General features: G+C 72.3%; 14 protein-coding genes and 1 tRNA gene. 7 read left to right on the top strand and 8 right to left on the bottom strand.

The features are described 5' to 3' along the window. The first annotated feature begins 137 nt into the window (after positions 1-137). Positions 138-1,136 carry a magnesium and cobalt transport protein CorA gene (locus tag ACZ4Z5_RS05035; protein WP_468256784.1) on the top strand — a complete coding sequence of 333 codons (999 nt, stop codon included), beginning with the start codon at positions 138-140 and terminating at the stop codon, positions 1,134-1,136. 73 nt (positions 1,137-1,209) lie between these two features. Here ACZ4Z5_RS05035 and ACZ4Z5_RS05030 read toward each other — a convergent pair whose 3' ends face one another. Continuing rightward, a complete protein-coding gene (locus ACZ4Z5_RS05030; RefSeq protein ID WP_468256781.1) occupies positions 1,210-1,998 on the bottom strand; it encodes a ferritin-like domain-containing protein in 789 nt (262 codons plus the stop codon). Positions 1,999-2,272: 274 nt separating this feature from the next. Beyond that, positions 2,273-3,331: an LLM class F420-dependent oxidoreductase gene (locus ACZ4Z5_RS05025; RefSeq protein ID WP_468257668.1), complete on the bottom strand. Its 1,059-nt coding sequence runs from the start codon at positions 3,329-3,331 to the stop codon at positions 2,273-2,275. A 135-nt stretch (positions 3,332-3,466) separates the two neighbouring features. On the opposite strand from ACZ4Z5_RS05025, the gene ACZ4Z5_RS05020 reads away from it, so the two are divergent. Together ACZ4Z5_RS05020 and ACZ4Z5_RS05015 are read left to right on the top strand one after the other, a co-directional pair. Further along, positions 3,467-4,450 (top strand): aldo/keto reductase, encoded by a 984-nt coding sequence (locus ACZ4Z5_RS05020; RefSeq protein WP_468256778.1) that lies wholly within the window; start codon positions 3,467-3,469, stop codon positions 4,448-4,450. After that, positions 4,447-6,930: a helix-hairpin-helix domain-containing protein gene (locus tag ACZ4Z5_RS05015; protein WP_468256776.1), complete on the top strand. Its 2,484-nt coding sequence runs from the start codon at positions 4,447-4,449 to the stop codon at positions 6,928-6,930. The genes ACZ4Z5_RS05020 and ACZ4Z5_RS05015 overlap by 4 nt, the downstream gene beginning before the upstream one ends. 396 nt (positions 6,931-7,326) lie before the next feature. Here ACZ4Z5_RS05015 and ACZ4Z5_RS05010 read toward each other — a convergent pair whose 3' ends face one another. Further along, positions 7,327-7,980, bottom strand: a complete 654-nt coding sequence (locus ACZ4Z5_RS05010) for a hypothetical protein (protein WP_468256773.1) — start codon at positions 7,978-7,980, stop codon at positions 7,327-7,329. 47 nt (positions 7,981-8,027) lie between these two features. Between ACZ4Z5_RS05010 and ACZ4Z5_RS05005 the strand changes: the two genes are divergently transcribed. Beyond that, positions 8,028-8,216 carry a DUF5703 family protein gene (locus ACZ4Z5_RS05005; protein ID WP_175410115.1) on the top strand — a complete coding sequence of 63 codons (189 nt, stop codon included), beginning with the start codon at positions 8,028-8,030 and terminating at the stop codon, positions 8,214-8,216. Positions 8,217-8,289: 73 nt separating this feature from the next. Here ACZ4Z5_RS05005 and ACZ4Z5_RS05000 read toward each other — a convergent pair whose 3' ends face one another. The 3 genes from ACZ4Z5_RS05000 to ACZ4Z5_RS04990 all read right to left on the bottom strand — a co-directional run bounded on the left by ACZ4Z5_RS05000 (position 8,290) and on the right by ACZ4Z5_RS04990 (position 10,997). Further along, complete coding sequence (locus ACZ4Z5_RS05000) at positions 8,290-9,090, bottom strand: chaplin (RefSeq protein WP_468256770.1); 801 nt, start codon at positions 9,088-9,090, stop codon at positions 8,290-8,292. A 140-nt stretch (positions 9,091-9,230) separates the two neighbouring features. Next, on the bottom strand, positions 9,231-9,464 hold the full coding sequence (locus ACZ4Z5_RS04995; protein WP_468257665.1) for a chaplin: 234 nt from the start codon (positions 9,462-9,464) through the stop codon (positions 9,231-9,233). A 207-nt stretch (positions 9,465-9,671) separates the two neighbouring features. Continuing rightward, a complete protein-coding gene (locus ACZ4Z5_RS04990; protein WP_468256768.1) occupies positions 9,672-10,997 on the bottom strand; it encodes a M20/M25/M40 family metallo-hydrolase in 1,326 nt (441 codons plus the stop codon). Between the two features lie 252 nt (positions 10,998-11,249). Between ACZ4Z5_RS04990 and ACZ4Z5_RS04985 the strand changes: the two genes are divergently transcribed. The 3 genes from ACZ4Z5_RS04985 (at position 11,250) to ACZ4Z5_RS04975 (ending at position 14,058) form a co-directional block, all read left to right on the top strand. Continuing rightward, a tRNA-Leu gene (locus ACZ4Z5_RS04985) sits at positions 11,250-11,337 on the top strand. 376 nt (positions 11,338-11,713) lie between these two features. Next, positions 11,714-12,646, top strand: coding sequence for an RluA family pseudouridine synthase (locus ACZ4Z5_RS04980; RefSeq protein ID WP_468256766.1), 933 nt, complete (start codon positions 11,714-11,716; stop codon positions 12,644-12,646). 26 nt (positions 12,647-12,672) lie between these two features. Beyond that, positions 12,673-14,058, top strand: coding sequence for an NAD(P)/FAD-dependent oxidoreductase (locus ACZ4Z5_RS04975; RefSeq protein ID WP_468256763.1), 1,386 nt, complete (start codon positions 12,673-12,675; stop codon positions 14,056-14,058). 165 nt (positions 14,059-14,223) lie between these two features. Here the strand turns inward: ACZ4Z5_RS04975 and ACZ4Z5_RS04970 are convergent, their stop codons facing one another. Continuing rightward, positions 14,224-17,250 (bottom strand): alpha-mannosidase, encoded by a 3,027-nt coding sequence (locus tag ACZ4Z5_RS04970; protein ID WP_468256760.1) that lies wholly within the window; start codon positions 17,248-17,250, stop codon positions 14,224-14,226. Positions 17,251-17,630: 380 nt separating this feature from the next. Then, the gene (locus ACZ4Z5_RS04965) at positions 17,631-19,100 is read right to left on the bottom strand and encodes an amino acid permease (protein WP_468256758.1); all 1,470 of its coding nucleotides are present in this window, start codon (positions 19,098-19,100) and stop codon (positions 17,631-17,633) included. Positions 19,101-19,364 lie beyond the last annotated feature (264 nt).

Below are 19,364 nucleotides of genomic sequence, written 5' to 3'. Positions count from 1 at the left end.
GGCCGGTCAGGTGCAGCTCCGTCACGTGCGGCCGGCCGCGTGCGGTCCCGTGGCCTACGTCCGTCGCGTACGGCCCGTGTCCGATCGGCGGTCCGGCTCACGCGGCCCGGATGCGCGCCGGCGGGGCACGCGGAAGAATGCGCGCCGTGATCGTCGATTGCGCAATCTACCGGCACGGACGCCGTATGAAGCGCCCCGCCGATTTCTCCGAAGCCCTCGCCGAGGCGCGTGCCACCGGGGACGCGTTCCTCTGGCTGGGCATGTACGAGCCCACGCAGGAGGAGTTCGACCTCGTCAGCAGCGAGTTCGGGCTGCACGCGCTGGCGGTCGAGGACGCGCTGTCGGCGCATCAGCGACCCAAGCTCGAGGTGTACGACGACTCGCTGTTCATGGTGCTGAAGCCGGTGACGTACGAGACGAAGAGCGACACCGTGAGCAGTGACGAAGTGATGCTCTTCGTGGGTGACTCGTTCGTCGTGACGGTCCGGCACGGGGAGGCGGCGCCGCTGCACTCGGTCCGGCTCCGGATGGAGGCCGAGCCCGACATCCTGGTGCACGGCCCGATGACCGTGCTGTACGCCGTGAGCGACGCGATCGTGGACCACTACCTGGAAGTCGCGGCGGAGCTCCAGATCGACCTGGAGGAGCTGGAGGCCCAGGTCTTCGCCCCGCAGGCCAGTGCCCGCGACACCAGGAACACGGCCATGCGGATCTACACCTTCAAGCGGCAGCTCCTGGAGTTCCGCCGGGCCACCGGGCCGCTGGTGGAGCCGGTCCTGAGGCTGGCCACGGCACGCGTGCCGTTCGTGGACACCAAGGCCCAGCCGTTCTTCCGTGACGTCAGCGACCATCTGAGCCGGGCCGACGACGCCGTGGACGCGATGGACCGGCTGTTGTCGGACGTCCTGGCCGCCCACCTCGCCCAGGTGGGGGTGCGGCAGAACGACGACGTGCGGAAGATCTCCGCGTGGGCGGCGATGGCGGCCGTGCCCACCATGGTCGCCGGTGTCTACGGCATGAACTTCGACCACATGCCCGAGCTCCACTGGACCTGGAGCTACCCCCTGGTGATCGGGCTGCTGGTGCTCGTGGAATTCGGGCTGCACCGGCTGTTCAAGCGCCGCGGCTGGCTGTAGGGACGGCCTGGAGGACCTGTCGGTCGGACACGACTCCCCGGGCCACGCGGCATCCGGGGTGTCGTCGGTGCCGTCAGGCGAACTCGGGCGCCGCGGCGGCGGGGCCGCCGAGGGCGTCCCGGCGGGCGGGCATGGCGAGCATGACCATGCGGCGCCAGCCGACCAGCCGCTCGTACCCGTACTGCGCGTGGATCCCGGCCGCGAGGACCAGGGACCTGGCACGGGACCACCCCAGGATGCGGCCCATGCGCGCCATCACCGCCAGGCTCACGTCCCGGTGGACCTCGATCTCGGCCCGCGCGCTCTCGTGGAGCAGCCGCTGGATGGTGCGTCCGTGGCCTGCGCGGGCGAGCCGCAGCAGCTCCTCGTGGCAGTAGGCGAGGTGGTTGTCCTCGTCCCCGGAGATCATCTTCACGGCCTTGCCGACCTCGGGGTGGTTACCGAAGTACTTGCGGAGCAACACCATCTGCTCCGAGGCACGTTGCTCGGTGACCCGGCTGTGGGCGAGGTAGGCGATGATGTCGTACTCGGTGAGCGGTTCGTCCCTGCGGAGCCTCTCGTGGGCCAGACCGATGCCGCGCTCCTCGAGCAACCTGGTGTAGTCGGTCTCGTGCGGGACCTCCACGGGGTCCAGTCCGCGCTTGCGCAGCAGGGCGTTGAAGATGCGGCCGTGCTTGTCCTCGTCGGCGCCGTGCCTCGCGATCTTGGGCGCGAGCGCCCGCTGGCCCGGGGGCACGAGTGCGGAGATGCGCCCGTTCTCCCATCCGCCCTGGGCCTCTCCACTGGCGGCGATGGAGCAGAAGAGCCGGAAGGACTCGTCGTCGTCGACGATCTCCTGGAACAGGCTTCGGGCCGAGAGCATCACGCCACCTCCGAAAGGACACGTCCGCGGGAACGAGTTCCCGCGAAGAACGAGTCAAGTGCCGGTCGGGGTGGCGGGCAACAGCTGCGCCGGGCGACTGGGCCGAACGAAGGACGCGCCCGGTGGCATGGGGCGTAACCGGGTGCCTGGTGGGGCGTTGTTGTGTATGACTGCCGTGGCGGGGAAGACCCCCGAGCCCCCACCACGGCCGCAGGGTCCTTCCCGGCGGGTCTCGTCTCCGACGGCCTTCCCCGCCGGGCCTTCCCTGCTCCTCCTACTCGGCCAGACCGGCGCGTTCCAGCGCCTCGGTGCCGGCCCGCAGGGCGGCGATCCGCTCGTCCAGCGTCCAGCCGGCCGGGGCGAGGGTCAGCGTGGTGACCCCGGCGGCGGCGTAGGCGCGCATCCGGTCGGCGATGCGGTCCACCGACCCCAGCAGGGCGGTCGAGTCGATGAGCTGGTGCGGGATCGCCGCGGCCGCGCCCGCCTTGTCGCCGGACAGGTACTTGTCCTGGATCTCGGCGGCTTCCTTCTCGTACCCCATGCGCTGGGCGAGCTGGTTGTAGAAGTTCTGCTTGCGGCTGCCCATGCCGCCGACGTAGAGGGCGGTGTACGGGCGGAACGTGTCCGCGAGGGCGGTCACGTCCTTGTCCTCGCCGAGGGCCAGCGGAACGGTCGGGCACACGTCGAAGCCGTCCATCGTGAGGCCCGCCTTCTCCCGGCCCGCCCGGATGTGGCGGATCGCGGTGTCCTCTAGGTGATCGGCGGACGGGAAGATGAGCAGCGCGCCGTCGGCGATCTCACCGGTCTGCTCGAGGTTCTTGGGGCCGATGGCGGCGATGTACAGCGGGATGTGCTCGCGCTGCGGGTGGACGGTCAGCTTGAGGGACTTGCCGGGGCCACCGGGCAGCGGCAGGGTCCAGTGCTCGCCCTCGTACGACAGCCGCTCACGGGTCATCGCCCTGCGGACGATCTCCACGTACTCGCGGGTCCTGGCCAGCGGCTTGTCGAACTTGACGCCGTACCAGCCCTCCGACACCTGCGGACCGGAGACACCGAGGCCCAGGCGGAAGCGGCCGCCGGACAGCGAGTCGAGGGTCGCGGCCGTCATGGCGGTCATGGCCGGCTGGCGGGCCGGGATCTGGAGGATGGCGGAACCGACGTCGATCCGCTCGGTCTGCGCGGCCACCCAGGACAGTACGGTGGGCGCGTCGGAACCGTAGGCCTCGGCCGCCCAGCAGACCGAGTAGCCGAGCCGGTCGGCCTCCTGCGCCACCGCGAGGTTGTCGCCGTCCATCCCGGCTCCCCAGTAGCCGAGGTTGATCCCGAGCCGCATGGGTGCTCCCTTGCTCATTTACTGACCAGTAATGTTCTGGATCCGGACTCTAGCGCGCCGACGTGCGGTTCGTCAGGGGCCGAGTTGTCCACAGGCACAGTCCGTATGCAGCCATGGCCACTAATCTCAGCGTTCATGGAGCAGAGGCACCTCGGCCGCACGGGCCTGCGCGTATCCCGGATCGGGCTCGGCACCCTCACCTGGGGGAGGGACACCGACGAGCACGACGCCGCCGACCTGTTGAAGACCTTCTGGGAGGCAGGCGGCACGCTCGTCGACACGGCGGACGTGTACGGCGGCGGCGAGGCCGAGTACCTCCTCGGCCGGCTCCTCGACGGGCTGGTCCCCCGGCGCGAACTGGTCATCGCCACCAAGGCCGGCAGCGTGCCCGACCCCGAGCGGCGATTCGACGGCTCGCGCGGCCATCTGCTCGCCGCGCTGGACGCCTCCCTGGAGCGGCTTGGCACCGATCACGTCGATCTCTGGCAGATCCACTCCTTCGATCCGGCCACCCCGCTCGACGAGACGCTCCAGGCCCTGGACATAGCCGTGTCCAGCGGGCGCGCCCGGTACGCGGGCGTGGCCGGCTTCTGCGGCTGGCAGCTCGCGAAGGCGGCCACCTGGCAGCTCGCGGCGCCCGGCATCCGCACCCGGCTCGCGAGCACGCAGATGGAGTACTCGCTGCTCCAGCGGGGCGTGGAACGGGAAGTGCTGCCGGCCGCCATGGACCTCGGGGTGGGCCTGCTCCCCTCGTCCCCCCTGGGGCGCGGAGTACTGACGGGCAAGTACCGGAACGGCACGCCGGCGGACTCCCGCGGGGCCTCGGAACGCCTCGCGCCGTTCGTCGCCCCGTACCTCGACGACCCCGCCCGGCGCATCGTGGACGCGGTCACCACCGCCGCGGACGGCCTTGCCACCACTTCTCTGCACGTCGCCCTCGCATGGATCCGCGACCGGCCCGGCGTGACCGCACCGATCGTCGGCGCCCGGAACGCCCACCAGCTCTCGGCCGTCCTGTCAGTGGAGACGCTTAGTCTTCCTGACGAGATCTGCCAGGCGCTCGACGACGTGTCGGCGCCCGTGCACCGCTATCCCGATCAGGACTGGAGCACGCTGTGAGTACGGACCGCCCCGCCGCGGGGGCCGCCGACACCACCGACCCGACGCCCGGTACTCCGGTGCCGGCCGCGCCCGCCGAGCCGGACGCCCCCGCGGACGCCGAGGGCACGACGGAGGGGTCGGTGCAGACAGCCGAGGTTCCGGCCACCGGGTCCGAGTCCGGCTCCGGCTCCGGCTCCGGCTCCGGCTCCGGCTCCGGCTCCGCAGCAGCGCAGCCGTCCGGGGACACTCCCGACGACCGGGGTTCGGGTACCGACGGAGAGGCCGCCTCGCCGACAGCGGACGAGCAAGAGGGCCACCAGGGCGAGGGCACCGCATCCGCCGACGGTGCGGGCGGCACGTCCGGGACCGCGGACCCGACAGGAGGCGTGGACCCCGACGCCGAGCCCTCGGCCGTCGACGAGACGAGCGGGCAGGGCGACGGAGACCCCGAGGCCGCGGCAAGCACTGGGGTGTCCGAGGCGCAGGCGGAGCTGGCCGCGCAGCGGGAGCTGCGGGCCAGGATCGAAGAGCGCAAGGCCGCGAAGAGCAGCCCGATCGACAGCGGCGGCAAACTCAGCGGCACCGCCGCGAGCCTGCTCGCGGCGGTCCGGGCCGTGGAACAGGGCGAGACACGGAGTCAGGAGTTCGCGACCCGCCCCGTGGTGAGCGGGCAGCGCCCCGCGGCTCCGGTGCCCGCAGCTCCCACGCAGGTGCGACGAAACGTGCCGGAGCCGGCCGACCGGCCGACCGCCGTCACCGCCGAGACCGTGGCGGCGGTGCGCTCCGTGCTGGCCGCGGGCGGCGCTCCCGAGGCGCTGGCCCCACAGGTCGCCGCGACGCTCGGGGGTCAGGCAGCCGAGGCGCTGCGTCACGACCCCTGGCAGCTGCTGTCGGTGCCCGGTGTACGGCCCGAACAGGCCGACGGCTTCGCGCGGGCGCTGCTCGGCGCGGAGTGCGGCCCCGGCGACGAGCGGAGGGCCGTTGCACTGGCCGGCCGACTGATGGAGCTTGCCGCTCTCCAGGGCCACACGGCGGTGTCCGCCGAGGAGGTACGACGCGGCCTGGCCGGGCTCTCCGTGCCCGACCCCGACGCCGCCCTGGCCGCCGCGATCGAGGCGGGGGCTGTCCTGGTCTTCCAGGACGGCCTCACCGGACCGGAGCAGGAGGGCCAGGGACAGGGCGATGCGGGCGATGAGGGGGAGGCAGCCGCCGGAGCCACCGGGGACGTCACCGTCCTCCTGGGGCTCGACCGCCTCGCACTCGCCGAGGAGAGCCTCGCCGACGGCCTCGCCCGACTGGTCGACAGCGCCCCGAAGGACCCCGGCCCGGCCGACGATCCGGCGGCGGGCGCCGCGACACGCTCTGCGGCGGAACTGATCCGCGCCGTGACCGCGCACGGTCTGGTCGCGCACACCGGCGGAGAGGCGGCCCGCGCGGAGCCCGCCGCCGTCGTCACCGCGGCGGCCGCGGCCGGCCTGCGGGCCTTCGCCGCCGCCCACACCGAGGACGGGCGACGGCGTCTCGCCGCTCTGGTCGGTCCGGAGTCGGCGGTCACCGTGTCCGGGCTGCTGTCCGGCACGGAGGGGCCCGGCAGGGACGAGGACGGGGCGCTCGCACTGGACGTCCTGGTGGTCCTGGATGCACCCCAGCTTGACGTGGAGACGGGAGCCGCGCTGGTCGAGTCGCTGCCGGACGGCACCCGGCTGGTCCTCAGCGGGGACCCGGGCGTCCTGCCGTCCGCCGGCGCGGGCCGGGTCTTCGCCGACGTACTGGCGGCCAAGGCGTGTCCGGTGGTGGTCTCCCGCACCCCGGATGCCGGACCGATCGGTGAGGTGGTCTCCGGGATCGGCGTCGGAGAGCTGAATCAGGTGGACGCCCCGGGCCGCGAGGTCGTCATCGTGCCCGTGCGGGACGCGGGCGAGGCCGTGCACCGGACGGTGCAGCTGGTCGCCGAGTCGGTGCCCCGCGCCTTCGGCGTGCCCGCGGAACAGACCCGGGTGATCACGGTCGGCCACGGCGGTGCGGCGGGCACCCGTGCGCTCAACGCGGCGCTCAAGCAGAGGCTGAACCCGGGCACCGGCCGGTTCGCCGGGTTCGATCCGGGCGACCTGGTCGTGCACTCCCCCCGGCCCGGCCGGGCGGTGCCCGGCCGGGTGGTCGGCGCCGACGCCGAGGGCCTGCGGCTCGACTGCGACGGCGGCGCCGTCGTCGTGCCGAAGGAACGGGTGGAGTCGACGGTCCGGCACGGCTGGGCGCTGACCGCGCACCAGGCAGCCGGAATGCGCTGGCCCGCGGCCGTCGTGGTGCTTCCGGGAGACGCGGCGGAGGGTCTGACCCGAGCGTGGGTGTACACCGCGTTCAGCCGTGGCGAGCGGCATCTGTCCGTCGTGCACGGCGCGGACCAGGCCCTGCCCCGTGCGGTCGCCGAGCGGCCCGGCACTCCCCGCACCACCCGGCTGGGCACCTTGTTGCGGGGGCTCCTGCCGGCGAGGTCCTGAGAGGTGTCCGGCGGATCAGGGTCGGACAGCCCGGGTCGCCGGGTGCCTTGGACGGCAAGGCGTGGAGGATGGGGTCCTTCCCGGCCGAAGGCGGGGGGAGTCCATGGGGAGCTCCGGCGACCGACGACAACGCCGCAGGACGCGGCGCCAGACGGGCAGCGTCCGCCCCCGCGGCGACGCCTTCCCTTGCCGCAGTCGTCCCCCTCGTCGTCCGCCGCCCCGGCCATGATCCGCCGGACACTTCGGCCGGGGCGGCTCCGGTAGTGGTGCCGTGAGTGGCGCCGCCCCGGGACCGCGGTCCGGGGCGGGCCTCCGGGCACCCCCACGGCAGTTGCACGGACCTCGGACGGGTGCACCCGGGCGCCGTCCGGCTGCAGACCCGGCTGCCCCTCCCCCTCAGGACTCGTCGAAGTCCCGGTCGTCGTCGAGATCGTCCTCGTCGAACACGGCCGAGATGTCGAAGCGGCACACGACCCGCAGCGGGTCGGCGTGGTCGAAGGGGGCGCCCAGCCACTCCCCCGGTTCCGGAACGTCGTCGGCCGCGGTGACCCACAGCGTGGAGTCGCCCTCCTCCAGGCCGAATTCCTTGTGCCGCGAAGCGATTTCGTCCGGTTCGTACTCGCCGAACACCACGCCGACGGCTGCGTGGACACTGCTGCCCGGGCCGTCGGTGCCCCGCTCGTCGGGGTCGGCGTCCGGATCGAGGTCGGCGATCCGCTGTGCCTGGGCGAGCAGTCGCTGCGGCTCCGCCACCGCGTAGTCGCGGCGGATGAGGACGCTCAGCGCGTTCGGGATGTCGGGCCCCACGTAGTGCGGCAGCGCGTCGTCACCGGCCGGGATCTCGAAGGGAGTGACCTCGTCGTACCGGTCGTAGAGCCGCTCGTCGTAGGCCTCGGCAGCCACCGCGAGTGCGTTGAACGCCGCGTAGACCTCCGGATCGTCGTCCCCGGTGCGGCGCTCGACCGCCGCGAGGTGACGGTCCAGCGCGGCTTTCAGCGCCTCTGCGGCGGCGCGTACCTCGGCAGCTGTCGGCTGCGCAGCATCAGACATAGTGCAGACGCTATCCGTACCGGGCCCGTGCCCGCACAATAGATGCGATGCCGGAATACGAATTTGTCGACGTGTACGTCCCCCGCGGGGTGTCCCGCAAGGAGGCGACCCGTCTGCTGACCGACCACGCCGAATACGGACACTGGGAGTTGGACCGACTGAGTCTGCGCCGGGACGGGAGTCGCAAGGTGCGGCTGCGTCGGCGGATCATCCGCCAGGTGCGAGCGACATGGTGAAAACGGAACGGGCCCCGCGGATGCGGGGCCCGTTCCGTCGCCGAGGGTGTTTCCGGACGGCGCTCCGGGGCGATCAGGCCGAGGCGCGGGCGCGACGGTAGAGGATCGTGCCGGCCAGCAGCATGACGGCACCCGCGGGGATCGCCACGCCGAGCGCTCCGGCACCGGTCTCCGCCAGCGATCCGGGCGGGGTCGAGGTACCGGGCGTCTCGCCGCCCGGCTGCTCGGGGGTGCTGGTGCTCGGAGGCGTGGTCCCGGGCGGGGTGGTCGCCGGAGGCGTGGTCCCCGGAGGGGTCGTGCCGGGCGGAGTCGTACCCGGAGGCGTGGTCCCCGGGGGAGTCGTGCCGGGCGGGGTGGTCCCCGGAGGGGTCGTGCCGGGCGGAGTCGTACCCGGAGGGGTCGTGCCCGGAGGCGTGGTGGGCGGCTCCTCGTTGAGCGGCGGAGCGACGTTGCCGCATTCGTTGCCGAGGGCCGGGTTCAGCACTCCGATGACGTCCACGGTGTTGCCGCAGGCGTTCACGGGGACGTGGACGGGCGCCTGGACGTGATTGCCCGAGGCGACGCCGGGCGAGTCGGTGGCCTCGCCCTCGGCGGTGGCACCGCTGCCACCCGCGGAGGACCCGCCGGAGCCGTTGGCGCACGTGTTGCCGAACGTCGGGTTCAGCAGACCGATGACGCTGACGCTGTTCCCGCACACGTTCACCGGTAGGTCGATGGGTGCCTGCACCGTGTTGCCGGACAGCACTCCCGGGGAGTCCGCCGTCGCCCCCTGCGCGGTCGCACCGTTGTGCGCCTGCGCGTATCCACCGGTCATGGCGATGACGCCGCTTGCGGCCGCCATGGTGATCAGGCCTTTTCTGGTGACCTGTCGCATAGGTTCTTTTCCTGCCTTCATACCTGCCGGAAAGCCCGCGGACATGGCGTCCGGGGGCCGACTACCCCGGCGGCCCCGGAGCACGTGGCGCGCGCTCCGAGGCCGCCCGGGTCCAGACCCTTACGGGTTGAGGCTCAACGTCACGCGTTGACGCAGCTGTTGCCGAAGGTCGGGTTCAGCAGCCCGACCACGCTGACCGTGTTGCCGCACACACCGACCGGCACGTGGACGGGGGCCTGGATGACGTTGCCCGAGAGCACACCCGGCGACTGAACGGCAGCACCCTGGGCACCGGCGTCAGCAAGGGCCATGCCCGCACCCGCCATGACCAGACCGCCGGTGGCAGCCGCAACCGCGACGACCTTCTTGATCATCATTCCTCCTCGTTGGAAATGCGATCCCAGCCGCGGATCGCACTCCCTGTAACGAGGTCGGAGTGAGAGGGCTACGAGCACCCTTCGCCATTCACTCGTTCCGGTAACGTCCGCACACTCGACCTATTGAAGAATCGGTCTTCCGGCAGGCGGGCGAGCGTCACGGGCGTTCCGGGCCGACCGCCCCGGGGGCGGCCGGCACACCGCTCAGCAGGCGTCGACGAAGCGGTCCAGCACCCGCACGCCGAACTTCAGGCCGTCGACCGGTACCCGCTCGTCGACCCCGTGGAACATTCCCGCGAAGTCGAGCTCCGGAGGCAGCTTCAGAGGGGCGAAGCCGAAGCAGCGGATGCCCAGGTCGTCGAAGGACTTGGCATCGGTGCCGCCGGAGAGCATGTACGGGACGGCGCGGGCGATCGGGTCCTCGGCCTTCAGCGCCGTCTGCATGGCGTTGACGAGGTCGCCGTCGAACCCGGTCTCCAGGGCCTTGTCGGCGTGCACGTCCTCGCGCTTGACCCGCGGGCCGAGGATGCGGTCGAGGTCGGCCAGGAACTCCTCCTCGTAGCCGGGCAGGAACCGTCCGTCGACATGGGCCGTGGCCTGCCCGGGGATGACGTTCACCTTGTAGCCGGCGCCCAGCATCGTGGGCGCGGCGGTGTTCCTCAGCGTGGCGCCGATGATCTTGGCGATGCCTCCGAGCTTGGCCAGGGTCGCCTCCATGTCCTCCGGGTCGAGCGGAGTGCCGAGCGCGTCGGACAGCTCGTCGAGGAAGGACCGCACGGTCTTGGTTACCCGCACCGGGAAGGTGTGCCGGCCGAGCCGGCCGACCGCCTCGCACAGCTCGGTGATGGCGTTGTCGTTGTTGGTCATGGAGCCGTGGCCGGCGGTCCCCTCGACGGTGAGCCGCATCCAGTGCATGCCCTTCTGGGCGGTCTCGACCAGGTACAGCCGCAGCTTCTCGTTCACGGTGAACGAGAATCCCCCGACCTCGCCGATCGCCTCGGTGACGCCCTCGAAGAGCTCCGGGTGCCGGTCCACGAGGTAGCGCGCCCCGTAGGTGCCGCCCGCCTCCTCGTCGGCGAGGAACGCGAGCACGATGTCGCGCGGGGGCCTGCGGCCGCTGCGCAGCCGGTCGCGCACCACCGCGAGGGTCATCGCGTCCATGTCCTTCATGTCGACGGCACCGCGGCCCCACACACAGCCGTCGGCGACCTCGCCGGAGAACGGGTGGTGGGTCCAGTCGTCGGCGTTCGCCGGTACGACGTCGGTGTGCCCGTGGATGAGCAGCGCGGGCCTGGACGAGTCCTCGCCCTCGATCCTGGCCACGGTCGAGGCCCTGCCGGGGCGCGACTCGATGATCTGCGGCTCCAGCCCGACCTCGGCGAGCTTCTCGGCGACGTACTCGGCGGCGGCGCGCTCGCCGGGACCGGAGCCGTCCCCGTAGTTGCTGGTGTCGATCCGGATCAGATCGCGGCAGAGGTCCACCACCTCGTCCTCGCCGGACACGGTCCCGGCCCTGCTCGACTCGCTCACGCTGCTTCCTCCTGTCGCTGCTGCCGGCACGCGGTGCGACCGGTCACCCGACGGCGAGCCGACACCCGTCGGCGGCCGTTCCCGACTCTCTTCCCGCATCCTCCCCCCGCCCGCCCCTCCGCCCCAAGAGCGGCCTTCGGCCGTCGTACGCCTGCCGCACTCGGCCCGCCCCACCCGCGTGATCGGGCAGCCCCGAATGTTTGCTATGGTTTTCCACGTCGGAGCGGCCCAGGGCCGCGAGACAGACACCTTGTCCGGGTGGCGGAATGGCAGACGCGCTAGCTTGAGGTGCTAGTGCCCTTTATCGGGCGTGGGGGTTCAAGTCCCCCCTCGGACACCAGCTGGGACCCCGCTTCGTGCGGGGTCCTCTGCGTTTCCGGCCATCGTGTGACCGGCGATGTGACCGCCTGCTCGTTGCCCGAGGCGGGCGCACGGTGCCGTGCCCAGACGCCTGCTTCAGAGTGCATGGGGACGGGTGGACGGGCACCGGTCAGACCGGTTCCTCGCGAGGTGCCGTGCCGCCGGGACGTTCAGCGCTTCGAGTGCCCGAAGCCGGGATGCATCGCCGCCTGGCCCGGCCTCCGAAGCGGTGGCAGGGGACCGGACCGACGTCTTCGAAGCCGTCGAGAATGCCTGATCGGACAGCCAGGATCGACCGGCCCGGCAGCCTGGCCACGGACCGGCTCCACTCCGTCCCGCACGCGTAGCCTTGCCCGGTGACGCGCAGAACCAGGACCCCGGCCGCTCCCCTCCCGCAGCGGGACGGGATCGATCCCGTGCGGCTGCGGCTGCCCGCGGATCCGGACGGGCGCTGGGCGACCGTACGGGACCATCTGCTTGCGCGGTTCGGGCGCGCGATCGGTGCGGCGCGGGTCGACGCGATGCTCGCCGAGGGGCGCTTCGTAGGGGCGGACGGGCAGCCGGTGCGGGGCGACGAGCCGTACACCCAGGGACGGTACGTGTGGTTCCACCGGGATCTGGCGCCCGAGGTGCCCGTGCCGTTCGAGGTGCGGATCGTGCACCGCGACGAGCGTGTGCTGATCGTCGACAAGCCGCACTTCCTTGCCACGACCCCGCGCGGGGGGCACGTCACCGACACTGCGCTGGCCAGGCTCCGCCGGGACCTCGGGCTGCCGGACCTCCAGCCGGCACACCGGCTCGACCGGCTCACCGCGGGCCTCGCCCTGTTCGTGGTGCGGCCCGAGGACCGCGGCCGCTACCAGCTGCTCTTCCAGGAACGCCGGGTGAGCAAGGAGTACCAGGCGATCGCGCCGTACCGTCCGGAGGTGACGCTTCCGGCGACGGTGCGCAGCCGGATCGTGAAGGAGCGCGGGGTGATGGCCGCGCGGGAGGTGCCGGGCGAGCCGAACAGCGAGAGCCGGATCGAGCTGGTGGAGCGGCGGGGGCCGCTCGGCCGGTACCGGCTGATCCCGTTCACCGGGCGGACGCATCAGCTGCGCGTCCACATGAACTCCCTCGGGCTGCCCATCCTCAACGATCCGGTCTATCCGGTGGTGCAGGACGCCGATGTCCCGGAGGACTTCGCGCGGCCCCTGCAACTCCTGGCCCGGGTCCTCGAGTTCCCGGATCCGTGGTCCGGGCGGGCGCTACGGTTCGAGAGCGGGCTCGGGCTCACCGCCTGGGCGTGAGGCCCGACGGGGCGGACGGAGGCACGATGGCGCAGTACGGGGGTCGTGGACGGCATGCCGTGGTGATCGGCGGCGGCCCGGCGGGGCTGCTGGCCGCACGGGTGCTGGCGGCGCACGCGGAGAGGGTCACCGTGGTCGAACGCGACCGGTTGCCCGCCGGGCCCGGTCATCGTGCGGGTGTTCCGCAGGGACGGCATCTGCATGTGCTGCTGCCGAGCGGGCAGCGGGCCCTGGACGAGCTGCTCCCCGGGGTGACCGACGAGCTCGCGGGGGCGGGTGCCCAGCGGATCGGGATCCCGTCGGACGTGGTGCAGTTCCAGGGCGGCCGCTGGCAGCGTCGTACCGCGGCGCACTCCCGGCTGCTGGTGTGCACCCGGCCGCTGACCGACTGGGCGGTGCGCCGCCGGGTGCTGGCCGATCCGCGGATCGAGTTGCTGGACGGGACCGAGGTGACCGGTCTGGCGGGCAGCGCGGACCGGGTGGACGGCGTGCTGGTCCGGACGCGGGGCGCGGGCGGCTCCCGCGGACGTGCGAGTGGCACGCGGATCGCCGCCGATCTGGTCCTGGACGCGTCCGGCCGTACCTCACGTGCTCCGGAGTGGCTCGTGGCGGTCGGCGCGGAGCCGCCGCGGGAGGAACGGGTCGACGTGGGCCTGGCGTACGCGACGCGCTGCTTCCGCGGAGTGCCGGAGGACGCACTGCCGTCACGGGGGTTCTACGTCTTCCCGGGCGGCGGACGCCGGCGGGGTGCGTTCATGCTGCCCGTGGAGGACGGGTGCTGGCTGGTGACGCTGTTCGGTCCGCGCGGGGACGAACCACCGGTGGACGAGGCCGGGTTCATGGCGTACGCGGAGAGCCTGCCGTTCGGGCTGCTGTACGACTGGCTGGTGCGGGCGGAGCCGGTCGGGGGGACTTACGGGTTCCGCCGGACGGCCAACGTGCGGCGGCGGTACGACCTGTCCGGCCGGCGGCCTGCCGGGTTCCTGGTCGGCGGGGACGCCGCCTGCACGCTGAACCCGGTGTACGGGCAGGGGCTTTCGGTCGCCGCGCTCGGGGCACTGGCGTTGCGCGGTGCGCTTGAGGACCCGCGTCGGGTGCCGGGCACGTGCCGCGTGCAGCAGGCCCTGAGCGGCGCGTCGCGCCAGGCCTGGGGCATCGCGGCGGGGGCCGACCGACGGGTGCCGGGGGCTGCGGGCGGTGGCCGCCCGCTGTGGCGGCGGCCGTTGGAGTGGTATCTCGACCGGCTGGCGGTACGGGCGGCCGGCGACCCGGCGTTGTCACAGGTGTTCGCCGAGGTCAACGGCCTGGACGCGCCGCGCTCCGCGCTGTTCCGCCCGGCTACGGCCGCGGCGGTGCTGCTGCGGCCCGTCCCGGCGGCTCCGGACGGTCCGCCGCTGCGGGCGGAGTGCTGAGGAGGGGCCGCCGGTGCCACCGGGCCGCGACCGGCTCGGCGGGCGCCGCAGCCTCGGGCCGACGACAGCGCCGCTGCCTGGAGCGCATGGACCGGTAAGGCGCAGACCGGGAACACACCGTACGGAACCCCGGAGGCCGCCGGGCGCGCCCGGCGGCCTCCGGCCTCATTCGTCCTCCTTCGTCAGGCGCAGGGTGACCATTTCGAAGGGCCGGAGGGTGAGCCGGATCGCGCCGTCCACGGGCTCCGGGGCGCCGACCGGCCGTTCGAGGAGGTCGGTGGTCACACTGCGGGTGCAGGGGAAGCGGGGCCTGAGGCGCGCCGTGGCCCGGCCTCCCCGGGCCTCGTAGAGCCGCACGATCACGTCGCCGCTGCCGTCGTCGGCGAGCTTCACGGCGCTGACGACGACGGCGTCGTCGTCGACGGTGAACAGCGGGGCGACGGCGGAGGCGCCGGGGACGCGACGCTCGGGCAGATTGAGCGCATGGCCCTCGCGTACGGCGTCGCCGATCGTGGCTCCCGGCAGCAGGCCGTGCCGGAAGCGGTGGAGGCCCTGGTCCGTCCCGGGATCGGGGAAGCGGGGTGCGCGCAGCAGGGAGACCCGGACGGTGGTGGTGGTCCCGCGGTCCTCACTGCGGACCGTTCGGGTGACGTCGTGTCCGTAGGTGGAGTCGTTGACGAGGGCGACGCCCCAGCCGGGCTCCCCGAAGTGCACGAAGCGGTGGTTGCAGGCCTCGAACCTGGCGGCGTCCCAGCTGGTGTTGGTGTGGGTGGGCCGGAAGAAGTGGCCGAACTGGGTCTCGGAGGCGTACCGCTCGGTGTGGATGTCCAGGGGGAAGGCCATCTTGAGGAACTTCTCGGTCTCGTGCCAGTCGACCTCGGTACGGATGTCCAGGCGTTTGGCCCCGGCGCGGAGCGTGTGGACCTGGGTGACCGCGGAGGCGCCGAAGGTCCGGACGACATGGACGGAGACGGAGTCGCCGTCGTCGCTCGTGGTGATCCGGTCGGCGGACGTGAGGTCGGTGCCGGTGTTGCGGTAGAAGTGGTCGACGTCCCAGGCGTCCCACATATTGGGGAGGTCGGGGTGCAGTTGGAGGAGCCCCGCGACGGCCCCCGGCGGCAGGGTCTCCCGGCCGGCCTCCACGTCGTACACCGAGGCGATCAGGCCGCGGTCGTCGATACCGACGCGCAGCAGGCCGTTGTCGAGGACGTGGCCGCCGCCGGGACGGTCCGTTCGGACGGGTTTCCCGGCGACCGGCGAGGCGGCGGGGGCGGCGCCGCCCGCGGGCACACCGTTGCGGGTGTGCGGTGCCGCGTTGAAGACCAGCAGGGTCTTCGCGGTCTCGGGAGGACCGGCGAGTGCCGCCTGGGCGGCTTCGACGATTCCCTCCAGTTCGGCGGCGACGGCCGCGTGGGTCCGCCGGGCCTCGCGGTGCACCCAGGCGATGGAGGAGCCGGGCAGGATGTCGTGGAACTGGTGCAGGAGGACCGTCTTCCAGAGGCGGTCCAGCTGCTGGTGGGGATAGGGGAAGCCGCTGTCGACGGCGGCGGTCGCGGCCCACAGTTCGGCTTCGCGCAGCAGGTGCTCGCTGCGCCGGTTGTCCTGCTTGGTCTGCGCCTGGCTGGTGAGGGTGGCCCGGTGGAGTTCGAGGTACAGCTCGCCGGCCCAGACCGGCGGTTCGGCGTACTCCTCCTCCGCCTTGGCGAAGAAGGCGGCGGGCGGTTCCCACCGGACGGTGGCCGAGCCCTCCAGGCTGCGCAGCCTGGCCGCCTTGGCGACCATTTCGCGGGTGGTGCCGCCGCCCCCGTCGCCCCAGCCGGTCGGCGCGAGCGAGTGGCGGGCCCGGCCCTTCTCCTTGAAGTCGGCGGCTGCGTGGGCGATCTCGTGGCCGTGCATGGAGCAGTTGTAGGTGTCGACGGGCGGGAAGTGGGTGAGGATCCGTGTGCCGTCGATACCCTCCCACAGGAACGTGTGGTGGGGGAACGTATTGGTGCGGCTCCAGCTCAGCTTCTGGGTGAGCAGCCAGCGGCAGCCCGCGGCCCGGATGATCTGCGGCAGCCCCGCGGCGAAGCCGAAGGTGTCGGGCAGCCACACCTCTTCGCTGTCGATGCCGAACTCCTCGATGAAGAAGCGCTTCCCGTGCACGAACTGGCGGGCCATGGCCTCCGAACCGGGCATGTTGGTGTCGGACTCGACCCACATGCCGCCGGTGGGCACGAACCTGCCCTCGGAGACGGCTTTCTTCACCCGGGCGTAGACCTCGGGCCGGTGCTCCTTGAGCCAGGCGAACTGCTGCGCCTGGGACATGGCGAAGACGAAGTCGGGCTCGTCCTCGAGCAGGGCGGTCATGTTCGACGCGGTGCGGGCGACCTTGCGCACGGTCTCGCGCAGCGGCCACAGCCAGGCGGAGTCGATGTGGGCGTGGCCGACGGCACTGATGCGGTGCGCGGAGGGGTGGGCGGGAGAGGCGAGGACGCCGGCGAGGTGCAGCCGTGCGGACGCGGCGGTGGCGCCCACGTCCTGGAGGTCGACGGCGTCGAGGGCCCGTTCGACGGCGCGCAGGATGTCCCAGCGGCGCGCACCGTCCGCGGGCAGTTCCCTCATCAGCTCGCCCAGGACCTCCAGGTCCTGGACGAGCTCCCACACCGTGCGGTCGAAGACGGCGAGGTCGGCGCGGGCGAGTGTGTACTGAGGCTCGCCACCGGCGGTGGCCGGATCGCCCAGGGCCGTCGGCCGGAACCCGAGGATCACTGGGTTGGACGCCGCCTCGACGTGCAGGACGACCTCCTCGCCGCCGTCCACCGGGGCGCCGACGCGGACCCACTGGTTGCGGGGGCTGAGGCCCTTCACCGGCGTGCCGTCGGGCCGGTACACGAGGCCCTCGCACTGGAAGCCGGGCATGTTCCGGTCGAACCCCAGGTCGATCAGGGCCTCTACGGTCCGCCCCGCCCACGTGTCCGGGACGGTGCCGGTGACCGTGAACCAGCTGGTCCCCCACGGAGCGCCCCAGCGGTCGCCGACCGCGATGGGCCGCCTCGGCGCGGCGAGGCCCTCCGCCACCGGGACCGGCTCGCCCGGGGCGTGCCACACGGTGACGTCCAGGGGGACGTGCTCGGGGTACACGGCGGGCCGGATCCGCTCGTCGAGGACGCGCGTCAGCCGTGCTTCGACGAGACTGCGGTCGTCATGCATGCGGGCGGCTCCGTGGTCGTGGGTCGTCGGTGCCCGGGGGCACGGCCGTTGCGTGCACCGGGGCGGGGCCACGCAGAAGGTCTCCCCGACCGGGCCGGTGCCGAACCGGCCGGCGGGTCCGCTGTGCGCAGCGGACTCGACGCCAGGGGCGGCCGGACGCCCGGTGGGGCCCTCCCGGCGCGACGCCACGTCCTACGCCGCCCGATGAAACCGATGGAACCGACGAACCCGGCCCACTCGCCCCCGCAGAACGAGGACGCGCCGCCGCGCCGCCGCGCCGCCGCGCCGAGCAGAGAAACCTCCCGAGCGGAAACGCGAAACCGCCCCCGCACCGGCCGAAGCGGTGCGGGGGCGACGTCGTACGTGCGGACCGCGGGCCGTCAGCCCACGTCGGTCGTGCGACGGGCCGCGACCGCGGCGACCCGGCCGCGGACCAGGTACCAGCCGCCGGCGAGAGCGGCGACGATCAGCGGCAGGCAGTTGACGGTGGTCCGGCTGATGCCGCCGTCGAGCCACATCAGCACGAGCACCGACGCCAGGAAGACCAGCGTGACGATCTGCGTGTACGGCGCCCAGGGCAGCTTGTAGCCGGGGCGGGTGACCCGGCCGTCCTTGGACCGCTGCCAGAACAGCAGCGAGCAGACCATGATCATGCCCCAGGTGCCGATGATGCCGATGGAAGCGAAGTTCAGCACCAGTTCGAAGGCCTCGCCCGGCATGACGTAGTTCAGGGCCACGCCGAGGATACCGAAGCCCGCGGTGAGCAGGATGCCGCCGTAGGGCACGCCGCCCTTGTTCATCACGCCGGTGAACTTGGGCGCGGAGCCCGAGAGCGACATGGAGCGCAGGATGCGGCCGGTGGAGTACAGGCCCGAGTTCAGGCTGGAGAGGGCGGCCGTGAGGACCACGAGGTTCATCACGCCTGCGGCACCCGGGATGCCGAGCTTGTCGAAGAGGGTGACGAAGGGGCTCTGGTCGGCGGAGTACGCGGTGTACGGCAGCAGCAGGGCGAGCAGCACGACGGAGCCGACGTAGAAGAGGCCGACACGCCACATGATCGAGTTGATCGCCTTCGGCATGATCTTCTCGGGGTTCTCGGTCTCACCGGCGGCCACACCGCACAGCTCGACGGAGGCGTAGGCGAAGACGACACCCTGGATCAGCAGCAGCATCGGCATGACACCGCTCGGGAAGATGCCGCCGTTGTCGGTGATGGTGGCCAGGCCCGGGGTGTGGCCGCCGACCTCGTGCTGGGTGACGACGAGGAAGATGCCGACGAGCATGAAGGCCACCAGCGCGGCGACCTTGATGATCGCGAACCAGAACTCCATCTCACCGAAGTACTTCACCGAGATGAGGTTGGCGGCGAGGACCACGGCGAGCGCGATGAGCGCGAGCACCCACTGCGGGATGTCGCTGAACATCGCCCAGAAGTGGGCGTAGGTCGCGGCCGCGGTGATGTCCGCGATCGCGGTCGTCGACCAGTTGAGGAAGTACAGCCAGCCGGCCGTGTAGGCGCCCTTCTCGCCCATGAACTCACGGGCGTACGAGACGAAGGCACCGGAGGAGGGCCGGTAGAGGACGAGCTCGCCGAGCGCGCGCACGACGAAGAAGGCGAACACGCCGCAGAGCGCGTAGGCGATGAAGAGGGAGGGGCCCGCGTTGGCCATGCGTCCACCGGCGCCCAGGAAGAGGCCCGTACCGATGGCGCCGCCGATGGCGATCATGTTGATGTGCCGCGACTTGAGGTCCTTGCGGTACCCGGCGTCACCGGCGTCTACGTGGGGGGAGCTCGGCGCCGGTGTTCCGGCGGCGGGCGCGTCGGCCGCAGTCATGATGCGGTCACTCATGTAGTTGTTCGCCTTCGTGAGGGGGTGTGCGGTACCCGGCCGAATGCCGGAGGCCTTCCCACGGTGAGGAAGGTGGTCACCGTGGCGCGGCCCGGGGCGTGAAAGACCCAAGGGTTCATGGTTGGGCAACCCTGGGATTTTGGCAGTGGTCAACCTCACGTAGACATAGATCTGAGGTATTTCAGAGGTTTCAACAGAGTGAACCAAGGGGGCGAACGACCCTGGACGGGCAGGGAATGATCACTTCCGCCCTTGCGGGGGCCC

Source organism: Streptomyces sp. NPDC030222, from assembly GCF_055573115.1.
Note: the sequence above shows the minus strand (reverse complement) of the source record. Positions and strands in the feature narration are given on the sequence as shown.